The sequence below is a fragment of the Williamsia sp. R60 genome (assembly GCF_054063855.1).
This window is the reverse complement of record NZ_JBSSGR010000003.1, coordinates 317497-331545: the sequence shown is the minus strand read 5'-3', so window position 1 is coordinate 331545 and position 14049 is coordinate 317497. Positions and strand designations below refer to the sequence as shown.

The 14049-nt window shown below is 61.2% G+C and carries 11 protein-coding genes and 1 pseudogene; 9 read left to right on the top strand and 3 right to left on the bottom strand.

The genetic code is table 11. The features are described 5' to 3' along the window. Positions 1-12 precede the first annotated feature (12 nt). Both ACVWY6_RS14915 and ACVWY6_RS14910 read right to left on the bottom strand, forming a co-directional pair. Positions 13-933 carry a spirocyclase AveC family protein gene (locus tag ACVWY6_RS14915; RefSeq protein WP_457539058.1) on the bottom strand — a complete coding sequence of 307 codons (921 nt, stop codon included), beginning with the start codon at positions 931-933 and terminating at the stop codon, positions 13-15. Positions 934-1151: 218 nt separating this feature from the next. Then, positions 1152-2141 (bottom strand): NAD(P)H-dependent flavin oxidoreductase, encoded by a 990-nt coding sequence (locus ACVWY6_RS14910; RefSeq protein ID WP_457539056.1) that lies wholly within the window; start codon positions 2139-2141, stop codon positions 1152-1154. A 157-nt stretch (positions 2142-2298) separates the two neighbouring features. Between ACVWY6_RS14910 and ACVWY6_RS14905 the strand changes: the two genes are divergently transcribed. After that, on the top strand, positions 2299-4521 hold the full coding sequence (locus ACVWY6_RS14905; protein WP_457540159.1) for an acyl-CoA dehydrogenase family protein: 2223 nt from the start codon (positions 2299-2301) through the stop codon (positions 4519-4521). A gap of 507 nt (positions 4522-5028) precedes the next feature. Continuing rightward, a pseudogene (locus tag ACVWY6_RS14900) lies at positions 5029-5322 on the top strand (AMP-binding enzyme); the annotation flags it as partial. Between the two features lie 75 nt (positions 5323-5397). Here the strand turns inward: ACVWY6_RS14900 and ACVWY6_RS14895 are convergent. After that, a complete protein-coding gene (locus ACVWY6_RS14895) occupies positions 5398-6246 on the bottom strand; it encodes an SDR family oxidoreductase (RefSeq protein WP_457539054.1) in 849 nt (282 codons plus the stop codon). Positions 6247-6739: 493 nt separating this feature from the next. Between ACVWY6_RS14895 and ACVWY6_RS14890 the strand changes: the two genes are divergently transcribed. From ACVWY6_RS14890 to ACVWY6_RS14860, 7 genes are read left to right on the top strand one after another with little or no spacing between them, the layout of a single operon-like run. Then, complete coding sequence (locus tag ACVWY6_RS14890) at positions 6740-7450, top strand: MlaE family ABC transporter permease (RefSeq protein ID WP_457539053.1); 711 nt, start codon at positions 6740-6742, stop codon at positions 7448-7450. 10 nt (positions 7451-7460) lie between these two features. Further along, complete coding sequence (locus tag ACVWY6_RS14885) at positions 7461-8312, top strand: ABC transporter permease (protein ID WP_457539051.1); 852 nt, start codon at positions 7461-7463, stop codon at positions 8310-8312. Positions 8313-8320: 8 nt separating this feature from the next. After that, positions 8321-9529: an MCE family protein gene (locus ACVWY6_RS14880; protein WP_457539050.1), complete on the top strand. Its 1209-nt coding sequence runs from the start codon at positions 8321-8323 to the stop codon at positions 9527-9529. Then, positions 9526-10554, top strand: a complete 1029-nt coding sequence (locus ACVWY6_RS14875) for an MCE family protein (protein WP_457539048.1) — start codon at positions 9526-9528, stop codon at positions 10552-10554. Before ACVWY6_RS14880 ends, ACVWY6_RS14875 begins: the two co-directional genes overlap by 4 nt. Further along, complete coding sequence (locus ACVWY6_RS14870; RefSeq protein ID WP_457539046.1) at positions 10551-11612, top strand: MCE family protein; 1062 nt, start codon at positions 10551-10553, stop codon at positions 11610-11612. Before ACVWY6_RS14875 ends, ACVWY6_RS14870 begins: the two co-directional genes overlap by 4 nt. Continuing rightward, positions 11612-12919, top strand: a complete 1308-nt coding sequence (locus tag ACVWY6_RS14865) for an MCE family protein (RefSeq protein WP_457539045.1) — start codon at positions 11612-11614, stop codon at positions 12917-12919. The genes ACVWY6_RS14870 and ACVWY6_RS14865 overlap by 1 nt, the downstream gene beginning before the upstream one ends. Next, positions 12916-14049: an MCE family protein gene (locus tag ACVWY6_RS14860; RefSeq protein WP_457539043.1), complete on the top strand. Its 1134-nt coding sequence runs from the start codon at positions 12916-12918 to the stop codon at positions 14047-14049. The genes ACVWY6_RS14865 and ACVWY6_RS14860 overlap by 4 nt, the downstream gene beginning before the upstream one ends.

Sequence of the window (14049 nt, the reverse complement as noted above, 5' to 3'; positions counted from 1 at the left end):
CTCCTTCGTGAGTCATGGAATGTAGGGGGAGTCGGCGCCGGTCACTGTGCGCAGCACCACGAGTGGGACGATGAGGAGTACAAAGAAAGAGACCTGGAAACTGATGAACCAGGCACCCAGTCGCATCAGTTCGAATTGCCAGCGTGGGATGGTCACCTCGTAGTTGAGGTGGTCGTCGAACTCCTGCTGCTTGGTCTTCAGTTGCTGCTCGGTGAAAACAACAGCACGTACGGTCCCGCCCGACCGCGTCGTTTCCTCGGGCAGCCGCGGCGTCGCCTTGGGCACGGTGAACCGGTCCAAGCGGCAGAACCGTTCGAAATGATTGAGACCGCGGATCGGAGGCTTGCCCGCCCAGTATGCGATCAGGTTGGGCCACACGCACATGATGCCGATGGTCCACAGCAGGGTGATCCGACCGCCGTTCCCCCACTCCAGGACCGGCCCGATGCCTGGATCGTAGGTCCACCAACCCATGGCGGTGGCGGTGCCTTCAACGACGAAGTCCCAGAGGTAGTTGACCGGAATGGCAAGCACTACCATGGATTTGAGCATGCTCCAGCCGAACCGCGACGACACCCACTGACTCAGCCACAACACCAGCAGCGCATGGACACCCCAGTACACCGCGTAGGCAAATGGCATGAACAGCGGATCGTGCGGGGTCTTGAGCGGCAACCAGTCGAGCATGTGGTGTTCGGTGAAGGCAGGGCTGTAGTACAGCATTTGCCCCCAGTCGCCGATGGTCTCCATCCAATACACCGCAAGACTGTTGAACAGGAACAGAAAACCCCACGTCAGCCGACGCCGCCGTACCACGTCGATGATCGCCAGTACTATGAACACGCTTCCGACGGCTGTGATCACCCAGTTGAAGAACCAGGTGCCGGACGGGTCTATGACCGAAGGGGGCACTAGTTCGTTGGCTAGCAGCACTTGTCGCCTCTCATTCGCACCGTGGAATAGCGAACCTTATGACCTCCACCGAGCCGATCGACGCGGTCAATCTTTCACGTGTGTAACTTAGTACATTAACGCTTCTTTGTCAGCCCTTCCGTGGAAGGTGCCGGCAACCGAGCTACGCGCCACCTGCCTGTCCACTGCTTCCGATGTAGGAACGCGTAGCGCGCAGAGGCAGGTGCGACCATCATTGATCAGGCTGGGTGTCGGATCGCGCCCACGCGGTTTTCCAAGGCGGTTCGCCAGTCGGGTTTACTCGTGGCCGTCTCGAGCTCGGTTGCGAGTCGGCTCACCACCGCCTCGATGTCGGGCGCGTCATCGACGAGTGCGGTGGAATGTCCTGCGCTGTAGACGGTCTTCCACGGCTTGACGCCGGTCGGCAGGTTCGGCCGGTGGCGTCCGTTCGGTGCCGGTAGGTCGGCTGGATCCAGACCGTTGGCCACTATGGACGGCTTGAGGAAGTTGGCCGGCAGTCCGGCTATCGCGTCGGTGAACAACACGTCCTCGCTCTTTGACGACATCAGCATCTCCTTGTGGTCGGCCGATGCTCCCGATTCGGCGCTGGCGATGAACCGCGTACCCATCACCACGAGATCAGCGCCCAAGGCAAGGCCGCCGGCGACACCGGCACCATCTGCGATCGCACCCGCAAGCATGATCGGGCCGTCGAAGAACGTGCGCACCTTGGGCAGAAAGGCAAACGGCGACAACGTGCCTGCGTGGCCGCCCGCCCCGGCGCATACCAACATCAGCCCGTCGGCCCCGGCTTCGATGGCCTTCTCGGCGTGCCGGACCGTGGTCACGTCGTGAAAGACCATCCCGCCCCAGTCGTGCGCAGCGTCGACGACCTCGCGGGGATCTCCCATGTTGGTCAGGATCAACGGTGTCTCGTATTTGCCGAGCGTGGCCAGAGCATGGTCGCGTCTGTCCTTGTCGAGTGCGGAGGACGCGAGCATGTTCACGCAGAACGGTGCAAATGCGCCTCCCTGTGAGAGGGTTTCGGCTTCGGCGGCGCGTATCCCTTCGAGCCAGGTTCCCAGCGACTCAGGCGACCGTGGATTGGCGGAAGGGAAGGCGCCGATGACGCCGGCACGGCACGACGCGATCACCAAGTCCAGGTTCGACACGATGAACATCGGTGCGGCCATGACGGGGATTCGCAGCCCGCTCCACGGAATTGACACGTTTCTTCTCCTTGATCGGCGCAACTACTACTGTTTTGCAGTGTAACTAGGTTATCTTTGTCGCATGGATCGAGGAGGCAAGGTGGAAGGCACGGCGACGATCGTGGGTTCGGCGACCAGCGACGTGATCGATTGGCGAGAGCGGTTGACGCAGCTGATGGCTGACTGTGCGAGCCGGCCCCGGCCATCGAGCTCAAAGGCCCGGGCGGCCGCCGCACGGCAATGGCAGTCGGAACTGGTCGATGCCGGCCTCGCGGCCCCAGGTTGGCCACGTGCTGTCGGAGGCATGGAATTGGAACTGGAAGATCAACTCGACTACTACCGCATGACCACCGCGGCAGGGGTGCCAAAACATCCGAGTGGCATCTCGTTCATCGTCGCGCCGACATTGATCGTCTACGGGACGCAACAGCAAAAGGACCGCTTCCTCGAACCTCTGCTGCGTGCGGACGAGATCTGGTGCCAGGGCTTCTCCGAACCCGGCGCCGGTAGCGACCTGGCCTCGCTGACCACGAAAGCTGCCCGCGACGGTGACAACTATCGGGTGACCGGTCAGAAGATCTGGACCACGCAAGGCGAGCATGCTGACTGGATGTTCGCACTGGTGCGCACCGGGCCTGCGGGCCGAAGGACGTCAGGCATCACCTACCTGTTAATCGACATGAAGTCCGACGGTATCGACGTGCGGCCGCTTCGTGACGCATCCGGCGGCGTACATTTCGCCGAGGTGTTCTTTGACGACGTGGTGGTTCCGGTCGCGAACAGGGTCGGCGAGGAGGGCGAAGGCTGGAGCGTGATGCGCACGTCCCTCGGCCATGAACGGGCAACCGCGTTCTTGGCCGACGAGTTCCGCTATCGCGGCCTGGTCGACAAGGTTGTGCGACTTGCGATCGAACGCGGATTGGCGGGCGACCCCATGGTCCGGCAGCAGATGGCTGAGATGGAAGCCGGTGTCCGGGTGATCGCGGCCAACAGCTCTCGGGCGTTGGAAGCTGTGTTGCGCAGCGAAGATCCGGGCGCCGTGGCCTCTGTGAACCGGCTGGTCAAGTCCGAGTTCGAACAGCGACTCCACCGGCTCGCGTTGCGACTGACCGGACCCGGCGCCGCGCTCGGGAACCGGTCGCCGGGTGCGGTGGACGGAGGTCGCTGGACTTACGGCTACCTGATGACGCGCGCGTCGACGATCGGTGCGGGAACCTCTGAGATACAACGCAATACGATCGCCGAATCAGTGCTCGGCCTGCCGTCGCACCGCGGCGAGCGTACTCGGAAAGCTTCGATCACGCCCGGCCGACCGTTGACCGCGCCTGGCGAGGACGAGGCCGACCTCCGCGCGGTCCTCGGCAAAGCCATCTCGACGTCCGTGAACACCGAGTGGCTGCTGGACCGGGCTGAAATCCATGATGTCTACGACATCGGGCTCTGGGATGAACTGGTCAAGTTCGGTTTGCCCGGGCTCGCGGTCGCCGAAGACCTCGGCGGCAGCGGAGCGGATCTGCGGCTGCTCTGCGCGGCGGTAGAGGAGGCGGCGTTCAGTCTGGCCCCGGTTCCGCTCGTTCCGACCGTGATCGCGCTGGAGGTCGCCGTTGCTGCGAGAGGTCGTGGCGTCGTCTCTGCCATCTGCGGTGGCGCGACTGCCGCCTTCGTTGTCCCGCTGTCGGACGACGGGTGGTCATTCGAACGAGGTCGGCTCCCTGTTCTTGAAGGAAATCGCCTGAACGGCGGTGTGAGTGAGGTACCCGGGACGCCGGTCGCCGAGCATTTGATTGCGGTCGCTCACGACGGCACCGGACCTGCCATCGTCGCATGCAATGCCGCAGACGCGTCTGTCTGGCCGCAGAACGCGCTCGACCTGACCGCCACCATCGGAACCGTTGAGTTCGATTCGACCGAGGTGATCGTGCTCGCCAGCGGCGAGGCTGCCCGGCACGCGTTGAGCACGGCACAGCGCATCGCCGAGTTGGTGTTAGCCGCCGACTCGGTCGGGGTCGCCAACCGGGCGATGGCGATGGCCGTGGACTGGGCAGGACAGCGGGAGCAGTTCGGTCACAAGATCGGCTCTTATCAATCGATCTCACATCGCTGCGCTGACATGCTCGTCGCTTCCGAGGGTGCCCGCAGCCAGGTGTTCGCGGCGGCAGACATGGCGCCGGATGACCCCGATGCGATGCTGGCTGCCCACCTTGCCTGCTCGGCGGCGCTTGATGCCGCCGTCACGGTCTCGGAGAGTTGTATACAGATTCACGGAGGCATCGGCTTTACCTGGGAGCACACGGCCCACCTCCTACTGCGTCGCGCAATCTCCAATCAGGTGCTTCTCGGTCGTCCGGACCGCCTTCGTGACAACGCCGCACAAGCCTTGGTGAGCAGGCTCGGTTAGCGGGCACCGGCTCACGATCGACCGGTCTCGCATCCGGCAGGTCGACTGGGTGGTCGGTGCCTCACGGAGGTCGGCGTGCAGCGACTACAAGCCCTGAGCAAGTCGGTACTACGCCTGATCCAAAGGATATTGTTGGCGAATGTCGAGCGGTTGGAAGGCATGCTCCCTGTCGATACCTCGGCACTCGATGGTCCCGGCTCGAGGTGCTGCCATCCATGGGCGAGTGGGTATTCAACCGAGTCGCACATGGAGTCGGATGACGGCCGGGACTCGATGAGCTCAGTGAGGCGCTCGAGCATCACCCCGACTTCGGCGGCCACCGTCTCCACAGCCACCGATTCCAGACTGCTTGCGGAGGCGTGGCGTAGTACGACGGTTGCCAGAGCAAGCCGTGCGGCGTCCTTCTTGCGTTCACGTAGTCCGTTGTGCCGCATATTTTTCCGTCCAAGCCGCGCTGCATGAGAACGTGCGGATTCCTCGAAAGTGCCTGCTGATCAAACGAGCATCACGCTCGGAGACCTCGGCTATCTCGACGCCGACGGATGTCTGTACCTGTCGTCGCGCACGACAGATCTCTTCATCTCCGGCGGCGTCAACATCTACCCGCAGGAAATCGAGGACGCACTGGTGATGCATCCAGATGTCGCCGATGCCGCGGTGTTCGGTGTCGTCGATGACGAGATGGGGCAGCGCGTGTTCGCGGGTGAAGATCGCGTTTATGCCGGCCCGCGCCTGCCGTCTGACAAAATCCTGCGCCGGACCCTCATGGCCACATACGATCCCGCCGACAGCCCGACGTAGCTCGACACGGTGTGGATCAGACCGTTCTGTCGATCGGTCGACACCTTGCCCGATTACTGCTGTGCCACCTCGATGTCACCGACGTTCCATCCAGAAGTCCAGTTCGAGATCGTCCTCGCTGTCGCAGAGGCGGTAGGCGGAGAAGTCGGTGACTCCCTCTGCCGTCAGGACTTCGTCGTCGATGAAGCATCTACCGGAGACCTCTGAGGCGGGCTTGGTGATGATCGCGTACGCAGCGTCGCGCATGATGTCGGTACTGCGACTGCGAGCGACCAGATTGGCGCCCAGTATGTTGCGCACCGCCGCGGTGTCGATGGTGGTGCGCGGCCACAGCGAATTGGCAGCGATGTTGTCGCTCCGAAGTTCCTGGGCCAGGCCCAGTGTAACCAGGCTCATGGAGAACTTCGAGATAGCGTATGCCGTGCAAACCTGGTCAAAATATCTGGGCGCCAATGTAATCGGGGGTGACAGCGTCAAGATGTGTGCGTTGGCAGATTCGCGCAGATGCGGAATCGACAACGTCGACAACAAGAATGCCCCCCTGCAGTTGATGTCCTGCATAAGGTCGTACTTCTTCATGCTGATGCAATCGGAAGGGGTCAGGTCGAGTGCGCTGGCGTTGTTGACAACGACGTCGATGCCGCCGAACTGTTCGACGGTCTGTGCCACGGCCGCTGACACTGATTCGTCATCACGGACGTCTCCGACAATCGGGAGCGCCTGGCCACCGGCGTCCTCGACGGCTTTGGCGGCTGTGTAGATCGTGCCCGGTAGCTTGGGATGAGGTTCGGTGGTTTTTGCGAGAAGTGCCACATTCGCGCCATCGCGCGCGGCGCGGATCGCGATTGCCTCTCCGATGCCCCGGCTGCCACCGGAAACGATCAGGGTCTGACCGGACAGGTTTCTACCTCCGGGATTGCTCACTCGCATTCTCGCTTCCTAATCGGCTGTGTGGTGGTGGGCTGTCGTAGGCGAAGCCCGTGGACGCCTAGTTGGTGCCCGATGTGCTCACCGGACAGCCGGCACCGGTGTGAGTCCGCCCGGATCTGATGACGCAGATGTGCGACCACTCGGTTGCTTGATTGCCGGCTGCAGGGCTCGGTTACCTGGTAATACAGGAAACATACCTGAGGCGGGTCAGGTCAACCACTACCCGCCAAGTGTGACATCTTCCCAGCTTGTACGACACCAGATAAATAACCTAGTTGAACAGCTTGCGGTAACGAATATCGGTCCTGTAGCGTCCCGAATGAAATAAACGTTGTGTTCCAAGTCACCGCAGAGCCGATGGTGAGTTCGCGAACACTCCAGAGACCTGACAAACGCAGCCAGGCATCATCGATAAAAACCGGAGGTTGGACCGTTGAGCCTGCCGAGCGTTGCAACACCAGTCCGGGCATTGGGCGGGTTCTTCGCGATGTCATTGGACACGGTCCTCGCCATTGGGAGGAGGCCCTTCGCCGCAAGAGAATTCATCCTGCAGTGCTGGTTCGTCGCACGCGTGTCGATCGTGCCCACCATGATGCTCTCGATCCCGTTCACGGTGTTGACCGTGTTCATCCTCAACATCTTGCTGGTCGAGATCGGTGCAGCGGACATGTCGGGGGCGGGAGCAGCCCTGGGAGCGATCTCTCAGATCGGTCCGGTGGTCACGGTGCTGGTGGTTGCCGGCGCGGGCGCAACGGCGATGTGCTCGGATCTAGGTGCCCGTACAATTCGCGAGGAAATCGACGCGATGCGGGTGCTCGGCATCGACCCGATCCAGCGGCTGGTGCTGCCCCGCGTCCTTGCCGCCACGTTGGTTGCTTTCCTACTCAATTGCCTTGTCGCCGTAGTAGGTCTGATTGGTGGCTTCTGCTTCTCGGTGTTCGTCCAAGATGTCACGCCAGGCGCGTTCGTTGCGGGGATGACCTTGGTGACCGGACTGCCCGAGGTCGTCATCTCAATCGTGAAGGCCGCGCTGTTCGGTCTGTGCGCAGGCTTGATCGCGTGCTACAAGGGCCTGACGGTGAGGGGTGGTCCCCGCGGGGTCGGAGATGCCGTCAACGAGACGGTGGTCTTCACCTTTATGGCGTTGTTCGTGATCAACGTCCTCGTAACCGCTGTCGGCGTCAAAGCAACTGTGTGAGGAATCGAACATGGTAAGCGTGGTCTCTACGCGTTATCCGCGCTCGCGGCGGTTCATCCGCCGCCGGGTCGTCTGGTGGAACAAACTCGGAATGCAGGCTGCGTTCTACGGGAGAGCGCTTGCGTCGATCGGCGAAGCACTACGTTCATACAAGAAGGAATCCATTCGCCTCATTGCCGAGATGAGCTTGGGGACAGGCGCGCTCGCCGTGATCGGCGGAACCGTGGTCATCGTGGGATTTTTGACGCTGTCTGCCGGTGCACTGATCGCGGTGCAGGGATACAACTCGCTCAGCAACATCGGGGTAGAGGCTCTCACCGGCTTCCTGTCTGCGTTTCTCAATGTCCGCATCATCGCCCCGCTGGTCGCAGGCATCGGTCTGGCCGCCACGATCGGGGCAGGTGCAACGGCTCAGCTGGGCTCCATGCGCATCGCCGAGGAAATCGACGCGCTGGAAGTCATGGGCATTCATTCGGTGGCGTATCTGGTGTCCACCAGGGTGATCAGCGGAATGATCGTGGTCATCCCGCTCTATGCCGTGGCCGTGTTGATGTCGTTCCTTGCGGCGCGACTCGGAACCACGTTCGTCTACGGTCAGTCGCCGGGAGTCTATGACCACTACTTCTGGACATTCTTACGGCCGAACGACCTCATGTGGTCGTTTCTGCAGGCGATGGTGATGGCCATCGTCGTGATGCTCATTCACACCGAATACGGTTTCAACGCATCTGGTGGACCGGCAGGCGTCGGGGAAGCCGTCGGGCGCGCGGTTCGAATGTCGCTGATCGCGACCGTATTCGTCACACTGGCCATCTCTCTGTCGGTCTACGGCGACTCCGGCAACTTCGATCTGTCCGGGTAGCGGCGACCATGAGTAGTGGACAGAAACCGAAGGTCGCGCCCGGATGGTGGGGGCTCGTGATGATCATCGTGATCATCGCCGCCGTCGTGCTCACCGGGGTGTTCTTCACCGGAGGCTACAAACGCCACCTCGACGTGACCCTTACAGCCGATCGCAGCGGACTCGTGCTCGAACGTGGTGCAAAAGTGAAGTTTCGCGGTGTTCAGGTAGGTGAGGTCGGCGAGGTGAGCGTGCGGGGCAGTACGGGCACGGCGTCCCTCAGGCTTCTGATCAACCCCGATGATGCACAACGCATACCTGCCAATGCGGCCGCCGAGATCAAGTCGACGACAGCGTTTGGTGCAAAGTTCGTAAGCCTCGAGGAGCCGCCGGAACCGAGCTCAGGCAGCTTGAGAGCCGGTGCTGTACTGGTGTCAAGGAATGTCACCACGGAGGTGAACACCGTCTTCGAGAACCTGACCAATGTGCTGCAGACCATCGATCCGGCAAAACTCAATGCGACACTCGGCGCGGTGGCCGAGGGTTTGCGTGGGCAGGGAGATGCTCTGGGTCAGGCGATATCCGACTCCGACGACGTCCTGGAGGCATGGAATCCGTTGCTGCCGACGATCCGGCGCGATCTGCGCTCACTGACGGGGGCTGCCGACGCCTATTCATCTGCGGCACAGGATATTCTGGGAGTTCTTCGGAACGCGTCGGTGACTAGCCAGACGATCACCACTGAGCAGAAGAAGCTCGACGAATTGCTTGTGGCGTCGATTGGTCTGACCCAGACGGGAAATGACGTGCTGGGCAGCAACAGAGATAATTTGATCAGGTCGCTCAATCTGCTCGAACCAACGACCAACCTGCTCTACAAGTACCAGCCGACCTACACCTGTCTATTGGTGGGCGCCAAGTGGTTCCTCGACAACGGTGCATACGAAGCGACCGGTGGTCAGAATGGATACTCGGTCATCTTGGATGCGGGAATACTTGCGGGAGACAACCGATATGAGTATCCGAAGAACCTCCCGAAAGTGCACGCAACCGGCGGTCCCGGAGGCAAGCCGGGGTGCGGGTCACTGCCCGATCCGAGTAAGAACTATCCGGTCAAAGCTCTCGTGACCGACACCGGTTACGGTGCGACCCCGGGTGACATCACGACCAAGCCTGCTATCGGCAATCCGACATTCATCGACTTCTTGTTCGGAAACGCAGGCGGTCCGGGTCGATGAAGGAAAATGTCAGGGGAGCGCTTGTCGGTTTCGGAGCGTTCATGGTCGTTTGCGTCATGGCGTTGTTCGCGGTGATAGTGGTGTTCGGAGAGGTGCGGTTCAACGACCGGGTCGAGTACAAGGCAGTTTTCGAGAACGTGTCCGGACTGTCGGGCGACGACTTCGTTCGTATTGCGGGCGTCGAGGTCGGTCGGGTCGACGACATCGAACTTCGGTCGGACAACGCCGCCGTGGTGACCTTCAGCGTCGACAAGTCCGTCCGCATCACATCGTCGACCGGGGCTGCAGTCCGCTACGCAAACCTGATCGGAGATCGCTTCATGACCTTGACCGAAGAGGCCGGTGACCCGATCCCGCTGGTGGCCGGGGCAACGATCCCCGAGGACCGCACCTCGCCCGCCCTCGACCTGGATGCTCTGCTCGGGGGTTTCCGGCCGTTGTTCCGAGCACTCGATCCAGATCAGGTGAACGATCTTACCGGGCAACTTATTTCGGTATTTCAAGGTCAGGGCGGGACTATTGCTACGGTCCTCGAACAGACAACGCAACTGACCAACACGCTGGCCGACCGGGACCAACTTATCGGGTCGGTCATCAACAATCTGACTGTCGTGCTGAATACGTTTGCGCGCCGTAACGCCGAGTTCTCGACCGCCGTCGACAAACTCCAATCGTTGGTTTCCGGCCTGGCAACGCCGGGGGAGGGTATCGGCGCGGCGGTCGAAGACATCAGCAGGGCCTCGGGCTCTGTCGCAGACTTGTTGACCGCGGCCCGTCCGCCGCTGCAGGAGACCATTCATCAAACTGAACGCACTGCAGGTCAGATCGACAGTGACCGAGACTATTTCGACAACCTTCTGGCCACGCTCCCGGAAACGTACAAGATTCTCGGGCGGCAAGGACTCTACGGTGACTTCTTCAGTTTTTATCTGTGTGACGCCGCGCTGAAGGTCAATGGACCAGACGGAAACCCGGTTTACATCAAGGTGGTCGGGCAAGAAACGGGTAGGTGTACCCCGCAATGAAGACGTTCAGCGAACGAAACCCGTTGACCATCGGGCTGATCGGCATCACGATCTTGGTATTGCTGGTTGTCGGGGCCCTGCAGTACGACAAGATTCCGCTCTTCTCCGGAACCCACGACAGTTCGGCATACTTCGCCGAGCTCGGTGGCCTCAAGACAGGCAGCAAAGTGCAGGTCAGTGGCAAGGAAGTGGGTGAGGTGACTGCGACGGAGCTCGACGGAAACCAGGTTTTGGTCCGGTTCAAGATCGACAAATCCATTCACTTGGGCTCCGGCACAGAGGCAGCTATCAAGACCGAAACCGTTTTGGGCTCGAAGGTTCTTGCGGTCGTCCCGCGCGGGTCAGGTGACCTCGACGGTGCGATTCCGCTGGAGCGCACCTCATCTCCGTATCAGCTGCCCGACGCGCTGGGTGATCTCACCACCACGATTAGCGGCTTGGACACCAATCAACTCTCGGGCGCGTTGAACACGCTGGCAAGCACTTTCAAGGACACACCACCCGACTTGGCGATGGCGCTGGACGGAGTGAGCCGGCTCTCGGACACGATCAACGCGCGAGACGAAATTCTTCGCACTCTGCTCGGTGACGCCAACAAAGTGACGTCCGTGCTCTCCGAGCGCAGCGACCAGATCGCGAAATTGATCGTCGATTCATCCACTCTGCTGACGATCCTCCAAGAACGCAGGGGAGCCATCGATGCGCTGATGGGCAACGTATTTGCCGTAACTCAACAGCTATCGGGTCTGGTGCAGGACAATCGAGAGCAGTTCGGGCCTGCGCTGGACAAGTTGAACGCGGTCCTCGGGATCCTCGACCGGCGTAAAGAGGACATTCAGGTCTCCATCAAGCGACTCAACTCCTATGCGCTCTCGCTCGGTGAATCGGTGGGATCGGGGCCCTTTTTCAAGGCATATCTGGTGAACCTCTTGCCGGGACAGTTCCTGCAACCCTTTGTGGATGCGGCGTTCGCTGATCAAGGACTCGACCCTGCACAGCTTCTTCCGTCTCAGATGGTGGGCCCTGGATCGGTCAAACCAGGTCAGGCAGGTGGGTGATGCGCGTGTTTGCAGCACGTTTCAGCTCCGCAGATCGGCAAAGGGCCCTCGGGCGTCGCACACGGCTGGTCGGAGTGATCGCGGTAGTGGTGGCGGTGGTGGTGGCCGCAGTCGTGATATTGCGTGTGGTCGTAACCGAACCACACAACACGTTGGTGGGGTATTTCTCGAGTTCCAACGGCATCTACGTGGGTGACGACGTACGCATTCTCGGCGTTCCGGTGGGGAGCGTCGAGAAGATCGAACCGCGGCCCGGTGACACAAAGATCACCTTCTCGGTGGACGAGAAGTACAAAGTTCCGGCAAATGCCAAGGCAGCCATACTGTCGCCGTCACTGGTGTCGGCGCGTTCGATCGCGCTGGTCCCTGGTTATACAGGGGGGCCGACTCTGGACAACGGCGCCGTCATTCCCCTTGAACGCACCGCCGTGCCGGTGGAATGGGACGACTTCAGGGCGCAAATCGAAAAGCTCACCGCATCCGTTGGACCCTCCGAAGGCAACGGGCAATCTGCTCCGGGCGAACTGATCGACACCGCCGCGGCGAACCTCCGGGGTGAAGGGCTGACCGTAAACTCGACACTTACCAAGATGTCCGAGGCGTTGTCCATTCTCGGTGACAAGAGCACCGACATCTTCTCCACTGTGCGTAACCTGCAGGTTTTCGTCTCCGCTCTCTCATCGAGCAGCGACCTGATGGCGCAACTGAACGCACAACTCGCGGATGTGTCCACTCTGCTGTCGAACGAACCGAACGAAGTAGCCCAGGCGACGACCGCATTGGACGGAGCGATTGTGGATGTGGGGACATTTGTCGCCGAGAACAGGGATCGGATGTCGACGACGACCGCCCAGCTGACTTCGGTCACCACTGCGCTGCAGCAGAGTAAGAGCGATCTCGAACAGACCTTGCACGTCGCACCCACGGCGTTCCAGAACTTCGTCAACATCTATCAGCCTGCGCAGAGCGCCCTGACCGGCATCCTCGCGTTCAACAACTTCGCCAATCCTCTGCAGTTCATCTGCGGCATGATCCAGGCGGCCTCACAGAAGGGAGCCGAGGAATCGGCGAAACTGTGTGCGCAGTATCTGGGGCCAGTATTGAAGAATTTGGCCGTCAACTTTCCGGCCGTCGGAGTCAACCCACTTACCGGGGTACAGGCCAGACCGAATGAAATTGACTACAGCGACAACGATCTCAGACCGGCCACACCCGCTCCGTCCACCCCGAAGGCCCCTCCGACCGCTCCGACCGCTCCGGCCAATCCGTTGGCAGGACTTCTTGCACCGGGCGGGGGTGTGCGATGAAACGTCGTGGAATCGGTGTGATGCTTCTCTGTCTGACGACCAGTGTCGCGCTCTCGGGGTGCGGCGATTGGCAAGGCCTCAATTCCCTGCCCATGCCCGGGACTGCCGGTGGCGGAGATGGCTCCTACGAGATCAGGGCGGAATTGCCCGACGTCGTCAACATCGAGCAGAACAGCCGGGTACGGGTCGGCGACGTCACGGTCGGCACGGTGACCAAGGTGGCTCGAGAAGACTGGCACGCAGAGGTGACGATGAGGCTCCAGAAGGACATCTCGCTTCCGGTCAACGCCACCGCGAAGGTCGGACAGACGAGCCTCCTCGGATCGATGCACATCGAGTTGGCACCACCGCCCGAAGGCATCGCGCCAGAAGGCAAACTCGAGGAGGGAGACGTCATCCCACTCGACCGTGGAGACTTGTATCCGACCACCGAGCAGACGCTCGCGTCGCTGTCGTTTGTCCTCAACGGCGGCGGGCTCGGCCAGCTGCAAGAAATTAATCACACACTGGCACGCGCGTTTTCGGGCCGCGAGGATCAGGTCCGGAGCCTCATCGACCGCATCGACACGTTTGTGGCCGGCTTGAACGAGCAATCCGCCGACATCATCAATGCGATGGGCAGTCTGAACGACCTGGCCGGCCAGGTCGTTGAACAGAACACAGTTGTGGACAATGCACTGAAAACCATTCCACAGGCAATCAGCGTGTTGTCCGGTCAACGTCAAAAACTTGCCGATGCGCTGCTGGGTCTCGGCGAGTTCAGCCGTATCGCCAACGACGTGGTCAACCAGAGCGGCGACGCGCTCGTGATGAACTTGCGCAATCTGGGACCCGTGCTCGATTCGCTGGCCAATGCTGGACCGGCGCTGACGCGTTCCCTCAGCTACCTCGCGACCTACCCCTGGCCGAAAGAGACACTACCCAAATGGATGCGCGGTGACTACGCCAACCTGACCGGCATCATTGATCTCACTTTGAGTCGCCTGGACACCTCGCTTTTCGTCGGCACCCCCCTCGAAGGCAAACTCACTGGTTTGGAAGCGGTGTTGGGCCGCACGATCGGAGTTCAGCCGAGCCCCGCGACCAAGGGCAACCCGCTGGCGTTCCCCTACAACACCGGGGGGCGTTGA